Annotated in this window: 13 protein-coding genes and 1 pseudogene; 6 read left to right on the forward strand and 8 right to left on the reverse strand. The window is 59.5% G+C overall.

Annotation, left to right across the window (positions count from 1 at the left end):
* Nucleotides 1-150 precede the first annotated feature (150 nt).
* The 8 genes from garD to KGA88_RS29135 all read right to left on the reverse strand — a co-directional run bounded on the left by garD (nucleotide 151) and on the right by KGA88_RS29135 (nucleotide 10,626).
* Complete coding sequence (garD, locus tag KGA88_RS29100; protein ID WP_110662213.1) at nucleotides 151-1,704, reverse strand: galactarate dehydratase; 1,554 nt, start codon at nucleotides 1,702-1,704, stop codon at nucleotides 151-153.
* An 11-nt stretch (nucleotides 1,705-1,715) separates the two neighbouring features.
* Nucleotides 1,716-3,083: an MFS transporter gene (locus tag KGA88_RS29105; protein ID WP_057398865.1), complete on the reverse strand. Its 1,368-nt coding sequence runs from the start codon at nucleotides 3,081-3,083 to the stop codon at nucleotides 1,716-1,718.
* A 160-nt stretch (nucleotides 3,084-3,243) separates the two neighbouring features.
* Entirely contained in the window at nucleotides 3,244-4,689 is a 1,446-nt protein-coding gene (locus KGA88_RS29110; protein ID WP_223596086.1) for an aldehyde dehydrogenase family protein, read from the reverse strand.
* Nucleotides 4,690-4,749: 60 nt separating this feature from the next.
* Entirely contained in the window at nucleotides 4,750-5,661 is a 912-nt protein-coding gene (gene kdgD, locus KGA88_RS29115) for a 5-dehydro-4-deoxyglucarate dehydratase (protein ID WP_007915340.1), read from the reverse strand.
* Nucleotides 5,662-6,046: 385 nt separating this feature from the next.
* Nucleotides 6,047-6,796 carry a FadR/GntR family transcriptional regulator gene (locus KGA88_RS29120; RefSeq protein ID WP_178081855.1) on the reverse strand — a complete coding sequence of 250 codons (750 nt, stop codon included), beginning with the start codon at nucleotides 6,794-6,796 and terminating at the stop codon, nucleotides 6,047-6,049.
* A 189-nt stretch (nucleotides 6,797-6,985) separates the two neighbouring features.
* Entirely contained in the window at nucleotides 6,986-8,713 is a 1,728-nt protein-coding gene (locus KGA88_RS29125; protein WP_110661190.1) for an ABC transporter ATP-binding protein/permease, read from the reverse strand.
* A 97-nt stretch (nucleotides 8,714-8,810) separates the two neighbouring features.
* Nucleotides 8,811-9,371 (reverse strand): response regulator transcription factor, encoded by a 561-nt coding sequence (locus tag KGA88_RS29130; protein ID WP_007981466.1) that lies wholly within the window; start codon nucleotides 9,369-9,371, stop codon nucleotides 8,811-8,813.
* Entirely contained in the window at nucleotides 9,364-10,626 is a 1,263-nt protein-coding gene (locus KGA88_RS29135) for an ATP-binding protein (RefSeq protein ID WP_110663068.1), read from the reverse strand. Before KGA88_RS29135 ends, KGA88_RS29130 begins: the two co-directional genes overlap by 8 nt.
* A gap of 313 nt (nucleotides 10,627-10,939) precedes the next feature.
* Between KGA88_RS29135 and KGA88_RS29140 the strand changes: the two genes are divergently transcribed.
* The 6 genes and pseudogenes from KGA88_RS29140 to KGA88_RS29165 all read left to right on the forward strand — a co-directional run.
* Complete coding sequence (locus KGA88_RS29140) at nucleotides 10,940-11,656, forward strand: SIMPL domain-containing protein (RefSeq protein WP_110659985.1); 717 nt, start codon at nucleotides 10,940-10,942, stop codon at nucleotides 11,654-11,656.
* Nucleotides 11,657-12,130: 474 nt separating this feature from the next.
* On the forward strand, nucleotides 12,131-13,756 hold the full coding sequence (locus tag KGA88_RS29145) for an ABC transporter substrate-binding protein (protein ID WP_110659986.1): 1,626 nt from the start codon (nucleotides 12,131-12,133) through the stop codon (nucleotides 13,754-13,756).
* A gap of 303 nt (nucleotides 13,757-14,059) precedes the next feature.
* Nucleotides 14,060-15,661, forward strand: coding sequence for an ABC transporter substrate-binding protein (locus KGA88_RS29150; protein WP_110659987.1), 1,602 nt, complete (start codon nucleotides 14,060-14,062; stop codon nucleotides 15,659-15,661).
* A 173-nt stretch (nucleotides 15,662-15,834) separates the two neighbouring features.
* Entirely contained in the window at nucleotides 15,835-17,268 is a 1,434-nt protein-coding gene (locus KGA88_RS29155; RefSeq protein WP_110659988.1) for an OprD family porin, read from the forward strand.
* A 78-nt stretch (nucleotides 17,269-17,346) separates the two neighbouring features.
* Entirely contained in the window at nucleotides 17,347-18,942 is a 1,596-nt protein-coding gene (locus KGA88_RS29160; protein ID WP_223596088.1) for an ABC transporter substrate-binding protein, read from the forward strand.
* 73 nt (nucleotides 18,943-19,015) lie between these two features.
* Nucleotides 19,016-19,148, forward strand: a pseudogene (locus KGA88_RS29165) (peptide ABC transporter permease); the annotation flags it as partial.

Raw genomic sequence — 19,148 nt, forward strand, 5'->3', positions numbered from 1 at the left:
TGTGGGATATTTACCTCTGCAGTTACCTATTAGGCAGGCTGAAAAGCGGCGAGAGCCGCCTTTCAAGCCAACAGAAACGTAAAGGATGTCCCCGGTTTCAATCGTAAAGGATGTGTCCGTTTCTACATCGCGAAGAACGATAACGCGGTCCTACGTGATCGGCGCCGGGTTGAACAAGGTGATGTCGTTATGCAGTTTGTGCTGCTCGGCCCACGTCTGTTTCTTGCCGCTGGCCACGTCCAGGTAGAAGTGGAACAGCTCCCAGCCCAGCTCCTCGATCGATGCACGCCCGGTGGCAATGCGCCCGGCGTCGATGTCGATCAGGTCCGGCCAGCGTTGCGCCAGTTCAGTCCGGGTCGAGACCTTGACCACCGGTGCCATGGCCAGCCCGTAAGGCGTGCCGCGACCGGTGGTGAACACGTGCAGGTTCATCCCCGCCGCCAGCTGCAGCGTCCCGCAGACAAAGTCACTGGCCGGGGTCGCGCAGAAAATCAGGCCTTTACGCTTGAAACGCTCACCTGGGCCAAGCACGCCATTGATCGCGCTGCTGCCGGACTTGACGATCGAGCCCAGGGACTTCTCGACAATGTTCGACAACCCGCCCTTCTTGTTGCCAGGCGTGGTGTTGGCACTGCGATCCGCTTCACCTTTGGCCAGATAGCGATCGTACCAGTCCATTTCCCGCACCAACTCCTGGGCGACTTCCTGGTTTTCCGCGCGGGAGGTCAGCAGATAAATGGCATCGCGCACTTCGGTGACTTCGGAAAACATCACCGTCGCACCCGCCCGCAACAGCAGGTCCGAGGCATAACCGAGCGCCGGGTTGGCGGTGATACCGGAGAACGCATCACTGCCGCCGCATTGCATGCCGAGGATCAGCTCGGACGCCGGCACGGTTTCCCGCCGACGTTGATCAAGCTTTTTCAAACGGGTTTCGGCCAGTTCCATGATCTGCTCGATCATCTCGGTGAAGCCGTGGCTGGAGTCCTGCAAGCGATACAACCACGGCTCGCTGAGATCCACCGAACTGTCGTTGTCGTGCATCACCTGCCCGGCCTGCAACTTTTCGCAGCCCAGGCTGATGACCAGCGCTTCACCACCCAGGTTCGGGTTGCGCGCCAGGTTGCGCACGGTGCGGATCGGAATGTACGCGTCGGTGGCGGTGATGGCCACGCCGCAGCCGTAGCTGTGGGTCAGCGCCACCACGTCATCGACGTGCGGGTACTTGGGCAGCAACTCATCCTTGATGCGTTTGACCGCATGATCGAGTACGCCGGTCACGCATTGAACAGTGGTGGTGATGCCAAGAATGTTGCGCGTACCGACGGTGCCGTCAGCGTTGCGATAACCCTCGAAGGTGAAGCCTTCCAGCGGTGCTTGCGCGGCCGGCACGTCGGTGGACAGCGGCAGGCTGTCCAGCGGTGGCGCGGTCGGCATGCGCAGTTGATCTTCCTTGACCCAACTGCCGCGCGGAATCGGCTGCAAGGCGTAGCCAATGACCTGGCCGTAACGAATCACCTGGCCACCTTCGGGAATGTCTTCCAGGGTGACCTTGTGGCTCTGTGGCACGAAGTCCACGGTCACCAGGCCGTCCGCAAACTCGGTACCGGCTGGTACGCCCTGATCGTTGACCACAATCACTACGTTATCCCGCTCGTGCAAGCGGATGTAGCGCGGCGAGTCGGAATGTTCAATCAACTGCATGACGCCGCTCCTCAGGAATGCGCTTGAGACAATTTGCCAGGGGCTTCAGAACCGTTCGCCGGTGGCTCTTTGAGCACCACGCGTTTGATCGGGCCGACGATGACCAGATAGCTGAACACCGCGACCAAAGCGTTGCAACCGACGAACACCAACGCCCACTTGAATGAACCGGTGGAGCTGATGATGTAGCCGATCACGATCGGGGTGGTGATGGACGCGAGGTTACCGAAGGTGTTGAACAAGCCACCGCTCAGGCCGGCGATCTGCTTCGGCGAAGTATCGGATACCACGGCCCAGCCCAACGCGCCCACGCCTTTGCCGAAGAATGCCAGGGCCATGAAGCCGACGACCATCCATTCAACGTCCACGTAGTTACAGGCCACGATGCTGCTGGAAACCAGCAGGCCGGCAATGATCGGCGCCTTGCGGGCGAAGGTCAGGGAATGGCCTTTGCGCAGCAGGTAATCGGAAATCACTCCGCCGAGCACACCACCGATAAAACCGCAGATCGCCGGCAACGAAGCGATGAAACCGGCCTTGAGGATGGTCATGCCGCGCTCTTGCACCAGGTACACCGGGAACCAGGTCAGGAAGAAGTAGGTGATGCCATTGATGCAGTACTGGCCCAGGTACACGCCGAGCATCATGCGGTTGGTCAGCAGTTGGCGGATGTAGTCCCACTTCGGACCGTCGACTTTCTTGCCTTTGCCTTTGTCCTGGTCCATGTCGACCATGCCGCCATTGTCGGCGATGTGCTTGAACTCGGCGTCATTGATCATCGGGTGCTGGCGCGGACTGTGGATCACTTTCAGCCAGATGCCCGAGAAGATGATGCCGATCACGCCCATGACGATGAACACGTGCTGCCAGCCGAAGCTGTAGACGATCCAGCCCATCAACGGTGCGAACAACACAGTGGCGAAGTATTGCGCCGAGTTGAAGATCGCCGAGGCGGTGCCGCGTTCAGCGGTCGGGAACCAGGCCGCGACGATGCGCGCGTTGCCGGGGAAGGACGGCGCTTCGGCCAGGCCCACGAGGAAGCGCAGCATGAACAGCGCAACCACCGCCGTGGACATGCCGAACTCACCGACATAACCCTGCAGGACGGTGAACAGCGACCAGGTGAAGATGCTCAATGCGTAGATTTTTTTCGAACCAAAACGGTCAAGCAGCCAGCCACCGGGGATTTGCCCGGCCACATAGGCCCAACCGAATGCGGAGAAGATGTAGCCGAGGGTAACGGCATCAATGCCCAGGTCTTTCTGCAGGCTGGAGCCGGCGATTGCGATGGTAGCGCGGTCGGCGTAGTTGATCGTGGTCACCAGAAACAGCATGAGCAGGATCAAATAGCGGACGTGAGTCGGCTTGGTCGATTGCATGTAGATGTACTCCCACTAATTATTTTTTTTGCGGGTAATCGTTTTTCTGTAGGAGCGAGCTTGCTCGCGATGGTGGTCAACGATGACGCGGGGCATCAGGTTGAACGCCGCGCCTTCAAGACCATCGCGAGCAAGCTCGCTCCTACACGGGGTGCTGCGCTTACGAACCGATGTAGCTGGTCTTCACGACCGTGTAGAACTCCTGCGCATAGCGACCTTGCTCACGTGATCCATAGGATGAACCTTTACGCCCACCGAACGGAACGTGGTAATCCACACCGGCGGTCGGCAGGTTGACCATCACCATCCCGGCCTGGGAGTGGCGCTTGAAGTGATTGGCGTACTTCAGCGAGGTCGTGGCAATGCCCGCCGACAGACCGAACTCGGTGTCGTTGGCCATGGCCAGCGCAGCTTCGTAATCGGCGACGCGGACGATGTTGGCCACCGGGCCGAAGATTTCTTCCTGGCTGATGCGCATCGACGCTTCGCTGTCGGCAAACAGGGTTGGCGCGAGGAAGTACCCCTCGGTGTCGCACGTCACCAGACCACCGCCGCTGACCAGGCGCGCACCTTCGGACTGGCCGATGTCGATGTACTTCATGTCTTGTTCAAGTTGCGCTTGCGAGACCACCGGACCGATATCGGTGCCAGCCTTCAACGCATGGCCGACCTTGATCGACTTCATGCGCTCGGCCATGGCTTCGACGAACTGGTCGTGGATGCCAGCGGTGACGATGAAGCGGCTCGACGCGGTGCAACGCTGGCCGGTGGAGTAGAACGCGCTCTGTACCGACAGTTCGACCGCTTGCTTGAGATCGGCATCGTCGAGAATGACCTGCGGGTTCTTGCCGCCCATTTCCAACTGGACCTTGGCCTGACGCGACACACAGCTCACGGCGATCTGACGACCGACACCCACTGAACCGGTGAAGCTGATGCCGTCGACTTTCGGGCTGTGGACCAGCGCATCGCCAACTACGCGACCGCTGCCCATCACCAGGTTGAACACGCCGGCCGGGAAGCCCGCGCGGGAGATGATTTCGGCCAGGGCCCATGCGCAACCCGGAACCAGGTCCGCGGGTTTCAGCACGACGCAGTTGCCGTAGGCCAGGGCCGGGGCGATTTTCCACGCCGGAATGGCAATCGGGAAGTTCCACGGGGTGATCAGACCGACCACGCCCAAGGCTTCGCGAGTGACTTCAACATTGACGCCCGGACGCACCGACGGCAGAAAGTCGCCGGACAGTCGCAGGCATTCACCAGCGAAGAACTTGAAGATGTTACCGGCGCGGGTCACTTCGCCGATGGCTTCAGGCAGGGTCTTGCCCTCTTCCCGGGCCAGCAGGGTGCCGAGCTCTTCGCGACGGGCGAGGATCTCAGTACCGACTTTGTCCAGGGAATCGTGACGCGCCTGAATGCCGGAAGTGGACCAGGCCGGAAACGCGGCACGGGCGGCGTCGATGGCGGCGTGAACCTGAGCCAGGTCAGCCTTGGCGTAATCGCCGATGGCATCGGTCAGTTCGGACGGGTTGATGTTGGTCGAATAGTCGCCACCAGCAACCCATTCGCCGTTGATGTAGTTATCAAAACGCTTTGAATCAGCCACTTGCTCATCTCCTCACGCAAAAAGCCGCTGATTGCTCAGCGGCCCTGGTTTTATCGGGTATTACTGCGCGCCCTGCTTGTCGATCAGCGCGGCGAGCATTTCGTACTCTTCGCCGGTCAGATCGGTCAGTGGCGCACGCACAGGACCTGCGTCGTAGCCGGCAATTTTTGCCCCGGCCTTGACAATGCTCACGGCGTAACCGGCCTTGCGGTTACGGATGTCCAGGTACGGCAGGAAGAAGTCGTCGATGATCTTGCCGACAGTGGCGTGATCTTCACGAGCGATCGCGTGGTAGAAGTCCATCGCGGTTTTCGGAATGAAGTTGAACACCGCCGAGGAGTAGACCGGCACGCCCAGCGCCTTGTAGGCCGCGGCGTAGACTTCAGCGGTCGGCAAGCCACCCAGGTAGCTGAAGCGATCACCGAGGCGGCGACGGATCGACACCATCAACTCGATGTCACCCAGACCGTCCTTGTAGCCGATCAGGTTCGGGCAGCGCTCGGCCAGACGCTCCAGCAGCGGCGCGTTCAAGCGGCAGACGTTACGGTTGTAGACCACCACGCCGATGTTGACCGATTTACACACGGCTTCAACATGGGCGGCAACGCCGTCCTGGCTGGCTTCGGTCAGGTAATGCGGCAGCAGCAACAGACCCTTGGCGCCCAGACGCTCGGCTTCCTGTGCGTATTCGATGGCCTGGCGGGTCGAACCGCCCACACCAGCCAGGATTGGCACGCTGGTGGCGCAAGTGTCGACCGCAGTCTTGATGATTTCCGAATATTCGCTGGCCGCCAGAGAGAAGAACTCACCGGTGCCGCCCGCGGCGAACAGAGCCGAGGCGCCGTATGGGGCCAGCCATTCGAGACGCTTGATATAACCCGCGCGATTGAAGTCGCCCTGAGCATTGAAATCGGTGACCGGGAAAGACAGCAGACCGGCAGAGAGGATGGACTTCAGTTCTTGTGGATTCATTATTCGAACACCCTGGATAGCGACGTTGTGTGAGAAAACCGTTCAGCCTGCGCTGAAGTTGTAGGTCATCGTACAACTTAAAATACAACCGTCAACTGCATTTCATCGCCGCAGAGGAAAATTGTTCGACAGGAATGCGTTGAGCCTTGTATTAGAGGGTTTGTACGTGGTGGGACGGGATGCTCACGACAGGACAATCGGTGTTCTAGAGATACGTTGTCGGAAGATAGAGGAACCTGGTTGAAGGTTTTGCGGCGCGGCTGAAGGCCACTTCGCGAGCAAGCCCGCTCCCACAGGGGATGTGCATCGTGCACAAATCAAGTGTGGGAGCGGGCTTGCTCGCGAAGGCAATCTGTCAGTCAATACAGGACTGGAAGCAGAACACTCAGCCGCGCTGCGCCTCAGCCTCTTCATGGGCATGACGCAACCGCTCACGGCTGTTGGTCAGGTGCAGGCGCATGGCCGCACGCGCCGCATCGGAATCCTGGCGGGCAATGGCGTCGTAGATTTCCTCGTGCTCACGGCTCAGGCGACCCATGTAGTGCTGCTGGTCGTCATGGGCCAGGCGCGCGGAGTTCAGCCGAGTGCGCGGAATGATGCTGGTGCCCAGGTGGGTCATGATGTCGGTGAAATAGCGGTTGCCGGTGGACAGCGCGATTTCGAGGTGGAAAGCGAAGTCCGAAGCCACGGCGTCACTGGCGTGGGCGGCACTTTCGTTCAACGCATCGAGGGCGGCGCGCATGTTGGCCAACTGTTCCGGACTGCGACGTTGCGCCGCCAGCCCGGCAGATTCCACTTCCAGGCTGATGCGCAGTTCCAGGATCGCCAGCACATCGCGCAAGGTCACCACGGTCGCCGGGTCGATACGGAAACCGCTCGGGCTCGGCGTGTCGAGCACGAAGGTGCCGATACCGTGGCGGGTTTCCACCTGCCCTGCCGCCTGCAAACGGGAAATCGCCTCGCGCACCACCGTGCGGCTGACACCATGGGCATCCATGATGGCCGACTCGGTAGGCAACTTGTCGCCACGCTTGAGATGACCGTCGCGGATCTGCTCGGACAGCACCGTCACCAGTTCCTGAGCGAGGCTGCGGCGCTTGCGAGGGAGGCGTGGTGTGTCGTTGAGGTTTTCCATGGTGAACATCTGTCTCGAAAGTTCGGCTGCTGAAAGCGCATCATAGCGCAACGCGGTTGTACGATCACCTTGCCCTTGTAGGAGCGAGCTTGCTCGCGATGGACTTGAACGCGCCGCGTTTATTCAGAAAGCACGCGTTATCGTTAGCCTCCATCGCGAGCAAGCTCGCGCCTACAAGGAACCGGGTGGTTATGCGGTCACCGCCTGGTCCACCAGATGGCCATTCTCGATACGAACATGCCGCGGATGGAAGCGCTTCAGGCTGCTGCGATGGCCGACGCTGACAATGCTCAGCCCCGGCAACTCATCGATCAACGCCTGATACAACGTGGCCTCGTCCTCTTCGTCCATCGCCGAAGTCGCTTCGTCCATGTACAGCCATTGCGGCGCATAGAGCAGTGCACGGGCAAAGGCCAGGCGCTGCTGCTCACCCGGCGACAACATGCGCTGCCAGTGGTTGGCTTCGTCGAGACGAGCAACCAGGTGCGGCAGGCGACAGGTTTCCAGCACCTGCACGTAGCGTTCGTTCGGGTAGGTATCGCCGGGCTGGGGATAACTGAGCACATCACGCAGGGTGCCAATCGGCAAATACGGCTTTTGCGGCAGGAACAGGTAGCGCGCCGCCGGCAGGCGAATACTGCCGTGGCCGGCCGGCCACAGATGTCCCATCGCCCGCAGCAAGGTCGACTTGCCGCTGCCGGAACGACCGCTGAGCATCACACGCTCGCCCTCCTCCACGGTCATGTCGGCGTTGGTCAGCAGGTGACGACCTTCAGCCAGATCGAGGCCGAGGTTGTGCACCTTCAGCGCCGAGCCCGAATTCTGCACGTCGATGGCCGGCGCACGCTCTTCGTTGTCAGTCATGGCCTGATGGAAGCTGAGCAGACGATCGCAGGTGGCGCGCCAGGAGGCGAGGCTCTGGTACGCACTGATGAACCAGCTGAAGCTTTCCTGCACATTGCCGAACGCCGAGCTGATCTGCATCAGTTCGCCGAGTTCGATCTTGCCGGCGAGATAACGCGGCGAGGCAACGATGAACGGGAAGATGATGGCGGCCTGACTGTAACCGGCGGTGAAGAACGTCAGGCGCTTGGACACCTTCATGATGTCCCAGAAGTTATGCCAGACCATCCCGAAGCGATTGCTCAACCGGCGATTTTCGTTCGGCTCGCCGTTGTACAACGCGATGCTTTCGGCATTCTCGCGAATTCGCACCATGGAGAAACGCAGGTCGGCTTCGAAGCGTTGTTGTTGGTTGTTCAGGCCGATCAGGCGACGACCGATCAAATGCGTCAACCAGCTACCGACCACCGCGTAAACCAGTACGCACCAGAACATGTAGCCGGGAATGGTGATGCCGAACACTTCAATACTGCCCGACACGCCCCACAGAATGATCGAGAACGACACCAGGCTGACGATATTGCGCAGCAGCCCGATACCCAGCTCAAGGGTGTTGGAGGTGAAGTTGTTGAGGTCTTCGGAAATCCGCTGGTCCGGGTTATCGGTGTAACCGCCCTGTTCCAGCTGGTAGTAATTCTTGTCGGCGAGCCAGCGCGCAAAGTGCTTTTCAGTCAGCCATGCCCGCCAGCGGATCGTCAGCATCTGGGTCAGATAGAGCCGGTACACCGCGCCGACGATCGCCACCGCGGCAATCGCGCAGAAGTACAGGATCAACTGCCAGAACGCCGCCTCGTCCTTCTTTTGCAGGGCGTTGTAGAAGTCCTTGTACCAGGTGTTGAACCACACCGAGATCCCCACGCTGATCAGCGACAGCGCAATCACCGCGATCAGCAGCGTCCAGGCCTTGGCCTTCTCTTCACTGCGCCAGTAAGGCGTGATCATCGCCCACACTTTGCGAAAAAACTGCCCGCGCACGGCGTCGTTGACCGCGGAATACTCAGCGTTCTGATTCATGGATAAGGCTCGATAAAGAAAAGTGCACACACGAACCGATCATAGATGATCGGTCCGGTTTGTCGCGAGATACGGCCCGCATTCGTTCAGCGCAGGTTCAGCGGCGAACGGGGCGCTTCTGCAGTTTGCGCTGCAGGGTGCGGCGGTGCATGCCCAGGGCACGGGCCGTGGCGGAGATGTTGCCCTCGTGCTCGGTCAGCACGCGCTGGATGTGCTCCCACTGCAGGCGGTCCACCGACATCGGGTTTTCCGGCACCAGGCTGTCGAGATCGGCGTGTTCGGACAGCAGCGCCGCCAACACGTCGTCCGCATCCGCCGGTTTGCACAGGTAATTGCAGGCACCGCGCTTGATCGCCTCGACGGCAGTGGCAATGCTCGAGTAACCGGTGAGGATCACCACGCGCATTTCCGGGTCCATTTCCAGCAACTTGGGCAGCAGCACCAGGCCGGAATCGCCGTCCATCTTCAGGTCCAGGGCGGCGTAATCCGGCAGATCGGCCTTGGCCAGCTCCAGGCCTTCCTCGGCGGAACTGGCGGTGCTGACGCGAAAACCCCGGCGGGCCATGGCGCGAGCCATGACGCGGGTGAATGTGGCATCGTCATCGACCAGCAACAAATGCGGCAGTTCTTCGCCTTCGACTTGGATCTCTTCACTCATGTTCGTCTCCTCGGGCGACACGGGGCAGGCGCAGCTCGGTGAGCGTGCCACCTTCCTCATGACTGTAGAGTTTCACTGAGCCGCCGGCGCGTGTCACGCTGGCCTTGCTCAAAAACAGGCCCAGGCCGAAACCTTTGCCCTTGGTGGTAAAAAACGGTTTGCCGATTTGCTCGGCGATGGCCAGCGGCACACCGGCGCCGTGGTCACGAATGCTGATGGTGAGGTTTTCCCAATCCCAGTCCAGCGTCACTTGCAGCCCTTCCGGGCAGGCATCGGCGGCGTTGTTCAGCAGATTCAGCAACGCCTGGGTCAGGTCTGGTGGCGGCGCCATGCGAGGGACCGGGCCCTGGCCAAGGCGCTGGAAGCGATAGCTAGCTTCCGGGCGCATCAGGTGCCAGCGATTGAGGGCTTCGTCGAGCCAATCGGTGACATCCTGCATCTCCACCGCCAACCGACGATTGGCCTCCGCCGCCCGAACAAGCTGCTGCAAGGTTTCCTTGCACAGCTTGACCTGATCCTGCAGCACGCTCAGGTCGTCCTGCAACATCGGATCATGGTGATCCTGACGCATTTCCTTGAGCAGCACACTCATGGTCGCCAGCGGCGTACCCAATTCATGAGCCGCACCGGCGGCCTGGGTGGCGACGGCCAGCAGTTGCTGATCGCGTAGGCCCTCTTCGCGGCGAATGGCGCGCAATTCTTCCTGGCGGCGCAGCTCTTCGGCCATGCGCGCGGCGAAGAAGGTGATCACTGCGGCGGCGAGAGCGAAGCTCAGCCACATCCCGTATACCTGCAGGTTTTCCCGAGCGATGGGGAAGGTTTGCAGCGGGTAGAACTGCGCCAGCAACAGCGTGTACATCGTCAGCGCGATACCCGACAGGATCACCGAATAACGCCATGGCAACGTCACGGCGGCAATGGTCAGCGGCACCAGGTAATAGGAGACGAAGGGGTTGGTCGAACCACCGGAGAAGAATAGCAATGCGCTGTGGATAAACAGGTCGCAGGCCAGTTGCACAGCGTATTCGAGCTCCGTCACCGGCCACGAGGTGCGCAGGCGAATCGCCGTGAACACGCACAACAGCATTGAGCATGCGAGCGTCGCGGCCAGTTGAAACCAGGGCAGCGGCAACAATTCGAGCCAGTAGGCCAAGCCCACGGAACCTGCCTGGGCGGCCAACACCAAGGTGCGGATGAACGTCAGCCGCCAGAGGTTCTGGCGAGTGGCGGAAGTGATTTGAACGGGGGCGAGCATGAGCTCTCCTGATGAGCGCTCCAGGCGGATCGCCGGGAGTATAACCAAGCACAGGGGCTGACAGGCAAAAGTGCGGCAAACGGCCACATGTAGGAGCTGGCTTGCCAGCGATGGACGTTAACGATAACGCGCGCATTCAGGATAAACGCGGCGCCCGCGACTCCATCGCTGGCAAGCCAGCTCCTACAAACAGCGAGTGGCAGCCATGCATCTGTATAGAAGTTGTAACTGTGCGAACCGGAACATAAAAGCTAGAGTCTGATGGTTTCACGCAGGACCGGATCATACCCCTGCGCACCTTCAAGGAGCCTTCATGCACACATTCCGCCGCAGCGCCGCCCTCCTCGCCCTGAGCCTTGGCACCGTCGCCAGTCTCCCGGCCCTGGCCGCCGACGAGCTTCATTACAACCAGATTTCCCTGCGCGCCGAAGTCAGTCAGGAAGTGGCCCGCGACCTGATGATCGTGACCCTCTATACCGAAGAACAGAACAGCGACCCGGCCAAACTCGCCGCCGACGTCAGCACCACCATGAACAAGGCGCTGGCCCAGGCCAAGCAAGTCAAGGACATCACCCTGCGTCAGGGCAGTCGCAACAGCTACCCGATCTATGACACCAAGGGCCAGAAAATCACCGGCTGGCGCGAGCGTGCCGAATTGCGCCTGGAAAGCTCGGACTTCGCCGCATTGTCGAAGCTGACCGGCGAACTGCTCACCGACCTGAAAATGGGCGGCATGGACTTCGCTATCGCCACCCCGACCCGCAAGGCCAGCGAAGACGCCCTGCTCAAGGACGCCGTGACCGCCTTCAAGGCCCGCGCCCAGCTTGCGACTGAGGCCCTGGGCGGCAAGGGCTACAAGATCGTCAACCTGAACCTCAACAGCAACGGTTATCCACAGCCTTACCTGCGCGCGCCGATGATGATGAAAGCCGCCGCCATGGACGCCGCACCGGTGACACCGGATGTTGAAGCCGGCACCAGCCAGGTGAGCATGACCGCCGATGGTTCGATTGAAGTGCTGATGCCTTGAGTCGATAGGCCCTGAACAAAAAAACGGCGATCACTCACATGATCGCCGTTTTTTTTGGGCAGTTTTCCGGCATGAGCTATAACTGGATAGACCACCGGGAAAAAGCCGGCAGTTGCATCGGGTGCAACTGAGTTCGATTGGCCACTATCGGCGCAACAATAACCACTCTTATTCACGCCATACCCACACCACAAAACAGGGGTATAAATAAGTAACACCCCGCCCTGATCGGGAGCACCCAGTGTTCATGGCGCACCGTAAAAGTGCGTCGTTTGCACCGTAAAAATGCCGCGCAAACGGTCAAATGCGTCAGGTTTTATACAAATGCGACATTAAGGTACGTTCGTGCCACCGTTTAAGGCTTGTAGTCGCTCTGGATCTTGCATTGGGTATGGCCCCTGCATAAGTATCCGCAGGCACGACTCACGAGGTCGTCCTCTAATTCCAAAAATGACAACAAATCATGAGGCCACCATGCTTAAACACGCGGTCATTCCGTTTCTAGTTGGCGCAAGCTTGCTAGCCAGCGCACCGTTCGCCCAAGCAGCGACCAACCTGGTGTTCTGCTCCGAAGGGAGCCCGGCCGGTTTCGATCCAGGTCAATACACCACCGGAACCGACTTCGACGCCTCTGCAGAAACCATGTTCAACCGCCTCACCCAGTTCGAGCGCGGCGGCACCGCCGTAATTCCTGGTCTGGCGACCAAGTGGGACATCTCCGATGACGGCCTGACCTACACCTTCCACCTGCGTGAAGGCGTCAAGTTCCACACCACCCCGTACTTCAAGCCGACTCGTGAGTTCAACGCCGACGACGTGCTGTTCACCTTTAATCGCATGATTAACAAGGATGACCCGTTCCGCAAAGCGTACCCGACCGAATTCCCGTACTTCACCGACATGGGGATGGACACCAACATCACCAAGATCGATAAAGTCGACGACCACACTGTCAAGTTCACCCTGAAAGAAGTTGATGCCGCGTTCATCCAGAACATGGCCATGAGCTTCGCTTCCGTACAGTCCGCCGAGTACGCTGCCCAGCTGCTCAAGGAAGGCAAGGCCGCCGACATCAACCAGAAGCCGGTCGGCACTGGTCCGTTCGTGTTCAAGAGCTACCAGAAAGACTCCAACATCCGCTACACCGGGAACAAGGACTACTGGAAGCCGGAAGACGTGAAGATCGACAACCTGATCTTCGCTATCACTACCGACCCGTCGGTGCGTATCCAGAAGCTGAAGAAGAACGAGTGCCAGGTCACCCTGTTCCCGCGTCCGGCCGACCTGAAAGCCCTGAAGGAAGACAAGACCCTGAAGGTGCCTGACCAGGCTGGTTTCAACCTCGGTTACATCGCCTATAACGTGATGGACAAGGTCAAGGGCAGCAACGAGCCAAACCCGCTGGCCCAGCTGAAAGTGCGTCAGGCACTGGACATGGCGGTCAACAAGCAACAGATCATCGACTCCGTGTACCAGGGCGCCGGTCAACTGGCCGTCAACGCCATGCCACCGACCCAGTGGTCCTACGACACTACCATCAAGGATGCGCCGTACAACCCTGAGAAAGCCAAGGAGCTGCTCAAGGAAGCTGGCGTGAAAGATGGCACGGAAATCGTTCTCTGGGCGATGCCGGTTCAGCGTCCGTACAACCCGAACGCCAAACTGATGGCAGAAATGCTGCAGTCCGACTGGTCCAAGATCGGCCTCAAGGTCAAGATCCAGAGCTACGAGTGGGGCGAGTACATCAAGCGCTCCAAAGGTGGCGAAAACCAGGCGATGCTGATTGGCTGGAGCGGTGACAATGGTGATCCGGACAACTGGCTGAACGTGCTGTTCGGCTGCGACTCGCTGGAAGGCAACAACTTCTCCAAATGGTGCGACAAGAAGTTCGACGGCATCGTCAAGGAAGCCAAGCGCACGACCGATCAGGCCAAGCGCACCGAACTGTACAAGCAGGCACAACACGTCCTCAAGGACGCGGTTCCAATGACACCTATCGCTCACTCGACGGTGTTCCAGCCTATGCGCGACAACGTGCAGGACTTCAAGATCAGCCCATTCGGCTTGAACTCCTTCTACGGCGTCAGCGTCAGCAAGTAAGGTTTTGCAACGGCGACGTTTCTGACGTCGCCGTTGCTTTATCTACCGAGCAAAGCAGGAATTTGCCTACATCCAAATCCGCAGCTGGCTACAGCATCGGGTAAGGACGCGTTGCCATTTCCTACGAGTCTTTAGGACTCTACGCATTTACTGCCGGACCCGTGGCTCATACCGTCGGGATCCGACCAGTGCATGCGTGGGTCATCGGTTACTGCTGCGTGCATGGCTTGAAATCAGTGATGCCTCTACGTCCGCGGACGGGACGGCGGCTCACTGACAACACATAAGAGAAAAGGGAGCGTTATGCGCCATACCTTGGTTTTATCCGCATTGCTGGGCACCGGCCTGTTGGCCGCCACTTCCATCAGCCAAGCCGCCAACAACAGCCTGGTGTTCTGCTCCGAAGGCAGCCCCGCCGGTTTCGACACGGCGCAGTACACCACTGCGACCGACAACGATGCCGCCGAGCCGCTGTACAACCGACTGGCAGAGTTTGAAAAAGGCGCGACCAACGTCGTACCGGGCCTGGCCACGAGCTGGGAAATTTCCGAGGACGGCCTCAAATACACGTTTCACCTGCGCGAAGGGGTGAAGTTTCACACCACCAAGTACTTCACGCCGACCCGCGATTTCAACGCCGATGACGTGCTGTTCACGTTCAATCGCATGCTCGATCCGCAACAACCTTTCCGTAAGGCTTATCCGACAGAGTTTCCGTATTTCAACGGCATGAGCCTGAACAAGAACATCGCCAAGGTCGAAAAGACCGGGCCGCTGACCGTGGTCTTTACGCTCAACAGCGTGGACGCCGCGTTCATCCAGAACATCGCCATGAGCTTCGCCGCCATCCTTTCGGCCGAGTACGCCGACAAGCTGCTGGCCGAAGGCAAACCGAGCGACATCAACCAGAAGCCGGTCGGTACCGGGCCGTTCGTGTTCAAGAGCTACCAGAAAGACTCGAACATCCGTTACACCGGTAACAAGCACTACTGGGACCCGAGCCGGGTCAAGCTCGACAACCTGATTTTCGCCATCAACACCGACGCCTCGGTGCGGGTGCAGAAACTCAAGGCCGGCGAGTGCCAGATCACCCTGCACCCGCGCCCCGCCGATGTGCCTGCGCTGAAGAACGACCCGGCGCTGCAACTGATCGAGAAGCCTGGCTTCAACCTCGGCTACATCGCCTACAACGTGCGCCACAAACCGTTCGACCAGCTCGAAGTACGCCAGGCGCTGGACATGGCGGTGAACAAGCAGGGCATTCTCAATGCCGTCTACCAGGGCGCGGGGCAACTGGCGGTCAACGCCATGCCGCCGACCCAATGGTCCTACGACGACACGATCAAGGACGCCGCCTACAACCCGGAAAAAGCCAAGGAATTGCTCAAGGCTGCCGGCGTCAAGGAAGGTACCGAAATCACTCTCTGGGCCATGCCGGTCCAGCGTCCGTACAACCCTAACGCCAAGTTGATGGCCGAGATGCTCCAGGCTGACTGGGCGAAGATCGGCCTCAAGGTGAAGATCGTCAGCTATGAGTGGGGCGAGTACATCAAGCGCACCAAGAATGGCGAGCACGACATCAGCCTGATTGGCTGGACCGGTGACAACGGTGATCCGGACAACTGGCTGGGCACGCTCTACAGCTGCGACGCCATTGGCGGTAACAACTACTCGATGTGGTGTGATCCGGCTTACGACAAGCTGATCAAGCAGGCCAAGGTCGTCACCGACCGAGACCAGCGCACCCTGCTCTACAAACAGGCGCAGCAGTTGCTCAAGCAGCAAGTGCCGATCACGCCAGTCGCCCACTCAACGGTCAACCAGCCGCTGAGCGCCAAAATCGAAGGGTTCAAGGTGAGCCCGTTCGGTCGCAATGTTTTCTCGGGTGTCAGCATAGAAAAATAACCGATTAGCCAGAAATGCCGGGGGGCGGATTTTCCGCCCTCACGCAGACGCTTTGCCGTCTTTCGCCAATTTGGCCAACAGCAAACGTTTGCGTTGCCGTGAATGAGTTCTAAACCAATAGCCGGATCACAAAAAAAGACCGGCATAAAAAAAGAAAGTCAGGAGCTTTACCCATGAAACTGAGCAGCACCGCGTTATTGGCCTTGGCCATCAGCAGCGTAACCGCCACGGCTTACGCAGAATCCCAAAGCCAGGCTTTCACCCCGGTTACCGTGAACGAGAAAAGCGCCCAAAGCGAAGCCACCGGCTTTGTCGAAGGCCAGTCGATCACCGGCACCACGCGTAACTGGTACGCCAACGAGCAACTGCAACGCGGCGCCAAATTCGCCTACAAGAAAGACGGCGTTTCGACCCCGACCGATCGCAGGATCAACTGGGTCCAGGGCACCATCCTCAAGTACAACTCGGGCTTCACCGAAGGCACCGTAGGCTTCAGCACCGAAGTGGCGGCCTACAACGCCATCGCGCTGGACCGGGACCGCAAGGACCTGGCGTCCAACAACGGCGGCGCACCGGGCACTCGCCCTGGCGCGGGCAACAACCGTACCCTGACCAAGGAGGGCGGCGACGCTCAAGGCCAGTGGAGCAAACTGGGCCTGGCCAACGTCAAGGCCCGTGTCTCCAACACCACCCTGACCGCCGGCCGCATGAACTTCAGCAGCCCGATGGTCGATGTGATCGGCAACCGTGCACTGCCTTCGAGCTTCGAAGGTCTGGCCATCCACAGCGAAGAGCTGAACAACCTGGCCTTCGACCTGGCCACCTTCGACCGCAACTCGCCACGTACCGAAGAAAGCCAGCGTAAATTCCGCACCGAATACGCCAACGGCATCGTCGAGACCGATCACGTCTACACCGGCGGCCTGACCTACACCCCATTCGCCAGCCTGACCACCAGCCTCTGGGCGACCCAGGCTGAAGACATCTGGAACCAGTACTACTTCGGCGCTTCCCACGTACTGGGCGACAGCCAGGTACTGAGCCTGACCACCGGCCTGAACTACTACAAAACCCAGGAAACCGGTAAGGCACTGATCGGCGACATCGACAACGACACCTATTCCCTGTCGTTCGGCCTGACCCACCAGGCCCATACCCTGACCTTCTCGTACCAGGAAGTGAACGGTAACGAGTACTTCGACTACCTGCACGAAACCAACGGCATCTACCTGGCCAACTCCCTGCTGTCGGACTTCAACGGCCCGAACGAAAAATCGTTCCAGGTTGCCTACGGTCTGAACATGGCCGAATACGGCGTACCAGGCCTGAAGTTCAACATCTACCAGGCGCGCGGCTGGGGTATCGACGGCACCCACTACACCGGCAACGGCGGCGTGGTTGGCAAAGGTTATGACGGCATCCAGTCCCAGGATGGCGAACACCACTATGAATACGGCATCGGCGCGACCTACGCCGTGCAGAGCGGCCCGCTCAAGGCCACCACGATCCGCGGTACCTACACCGCTCACCGTGCCAGCGAAAACCAGGCTGACGGCAGCATCAACGAGTTCCGTCTCGTGACCACGGTTCCATTCAACATCCTGTAATGCCGCTGCCGAACGGCGGGTTCCGCGATGAATCGGCCGTTCGGCTTTTGTCCTTTAACTGATTGCAGAGGGTTCTTGATGAAAATGCTTCCCCTACGTGCGGCCATCGCGGCTGCTTTGCTCAGTGTCGCTGTCGGTGTCTCGGCCAAGCCCCTGGTGGTTTGCACCGAAGCCAGCCCCGAAGGCTTCGACATGGTCCAGTACACGACTGCAGTCACCGCCGATGCCGTGGCCGAAACCATCTTCAATCGCCTGGCGGACTTCAAACCGGGTACCACCGAGGTGATTCCGGCGCTGGCTGATTCCTGGGACATCAGCGAAGACGGCCTGAGCTACACCTTCCATCTGCGTAAAGGCGTCAAGTTCCACACCACCGAATACTTCAAGCCGACCCGCGACATGAATGCCGATGACGTGGTCTGGAGCTTCCAGCGCCAGCTGGACCCGAATCATCCATGGCACAAACTGTCGAGCGTGGGTTTCCCGTACTTTGAAAGCATGGGCTTCAAGGAACTGCTGAAAAGCGTCGAGAAAGTCGACGACAACACGGTCAAGTTCACCCTGACCCGTCGTGAAGCGCCGTTCCTGGCCGACATCGCCATGGCCTTCTCCTCGATCTACTCCGCCGAGTACGCCGATCAATTGCTCAAGGCCAACAAGGCCGGCGACCTGAACAACAAGCCGATCGGCACCGGGCCGTTCGTCTTCCAGCGTTACAACAAGGACGCCCAGGTTCGCTTCAAGGCCAACCCGGATTACTTCCGTGGCAAGCCACCGGCCGATGCGCTGATCCTGGCCATCGCCATCGACAATAACGTGCGCCTGCAAAAGCTCAAGGCCAACGAGTGCCAGGTCGCGCTGTACCCGAAGCCGGATGACATCCCGACCATCAAGAAAGACCCGAACCTGAAGGTCGACGAAATGAACGCGATGACCGTTTCCTACGTCGCCATGAACACCACGCACAAGTACATGAGTGACGTGCGGGTGCGCAAAGCCATCGACATCGCCTTCGACAAAGAGGCGTACGTCAATGCGTTGTTCGGCAAGGGCAATGCAACGGCTGCGGTCAACCCGTATCCGGATACCCTGCTGGGCTACAACCACGACCTGAAGAACCCGGCCCATGACCTGGACAAGGCTCGCGCCCTGCTCAAGGAAGCCGGCGTACCGGAAGGCACCACCTTCACCCTGTTCACCCGCAACGGTGGCGGTCCGACCAACCCGAACCCAATGCTCGGCGCGCAGATGATGCAAGCCGACCTGGCCAAGGTCGGAATCAAGATCGACATCCGCGTAATGGAATGGGGCGAAATGCTCAAACGCGCGAAAAACGGCGAGCACGACATGGTTTCCGCCGGATGGGCGGGCGATAACGGCGACCCGGATAACTTCCTGACGCCTATGCTCAGTTGTGAAGCGGCCAAGAACGGAGAAAACTACGCCCGCTGGTGCAATGACAAGTTCCAGGCGCTGCTCGACCAGGCTCGGGAAAAAACCGATCCAGTCGAGCGTGCAGCGCTCTACGAGCAGGCTCAGGTTATTTTTAACCAGGACCAGCCATGGATCAGCATGGCACACACTAGAATGTTTACCGCAATGCGCAACAACGTAGAGGGCTATCACATTAGTCCCCTCACCACGAATAACTTCGCCACCACCCAGGTGAAGTAGATAAGAAAACTCCCGGCATTCCTGACACAGGAATGCCGGGCACGCCTAACCGGCTGATGAGGTACACCTTACGATGTTTAGTTTTATTGCCCGCCGACTGGGGTTACTGATCCCCACGTTTTTCGGCATCACCTTGCTGACATTCGCGTTGATTCGCATGATCCCTGGCGACCCCGTGGAAGTCATGATGGGCGAACGCAGAGTCG

The sequence above is a fragment of the Pseudomonas sp. A-R-19 genome (genome assembly GCF_019956575.1).
In the GTDB taxonomy this organism is placed as follows: Bacteria; Pseudomonadota; Gammaproteobacteria; order Pseudomonadales; family Pseudomonadaceae; genus Aquipseudomonas.

Bases quoted from the DNA above. Each gene is read 5' to 3' on its own strand.
- garD (WP_110662213.1), bottom strand. From the start codon at position 1,704: ATGCAGTTGATTGAACATTCCGACTCGCCGCGCTACATCCGCTTGCAC.
- KGA88_RS29105 (WP_057398865.1), bottom strand. From the start codon at position 3,083: ATGCAATCGACCAAGCCGACTCACGTCCGCTATTTGATCCTGCTCATG.
- kdgD (WP_007915340.1), bottom strand. From the start codon at position 5,661: ATGAATCCACAAGAACTGAAGTCCATCCTCTCTGCCGGTCTGCTGTCT.
- KGA88_RS29120 (WP_178081855.1), bottom strand. From the start codon at position 6,796: ATGGAAAACCTCAACGACACACCACGCCTCCCTCGCAAGCGCCGCAGC.
- KGA88_RS29125 (WP_110661190.1), bottom strand. From the start codon at position 8,713: ATGAATCAGAACGCTGAGTATTCCGCGGTCAACGACGCCGTGCGCGGG.
- KGA88_RS29130 (WP_007981466.1), bottom strand. From the start codon at position 9,371: ATGAGTGAAGAGATCCAAGTCGAAGGCGAAGAACTGCCGCATTTGTTG.
- KGA88_RS29135 (WP_110663068.1), bottom strand. From the start codon at position 10,626: ATGCTCGCCCCCGTTCAAATCACTTCCGCCACTCGCCAGAACCTCTGG.
- KGA88_RS29140 (WP_110659985.1), top strand. From the start codon at position 10,940: ATGCACACATTCCGCCGCAGCGCCGCCCTCCTCGCCCTGAGCCTTGGC.
- KGA88_RS29145 (WP_110659986.1), top strand. From the start codon at position 12,131: ATGCTTAAACACGCGGTCATTCCGTTTCTAGTTGGCGCAAGCTTGCTA.
- KGA88_RS29150 (WP_110659987.1), top strand. From the start codon at position 14,060: ATGCGCCATACCTTGGTTTTATCCGCATTGCTGGGCACCGGCCTGTTG.
- KGA88_RS29155 (WP_110659988.1), top strand. From the start codon at position 15,835: ATGAAACTGAGCAGCACCGCGTTATTGGCCTTGGCCATCAGCAGCGTA.
- KGA88_RS29160 (WP_223596088.1), top strand. From the start codon at position 17,347: ATGAAAATGCTTCCCCTACGTGCGGCCATCGCGGCTGCTTTGCTCAGT.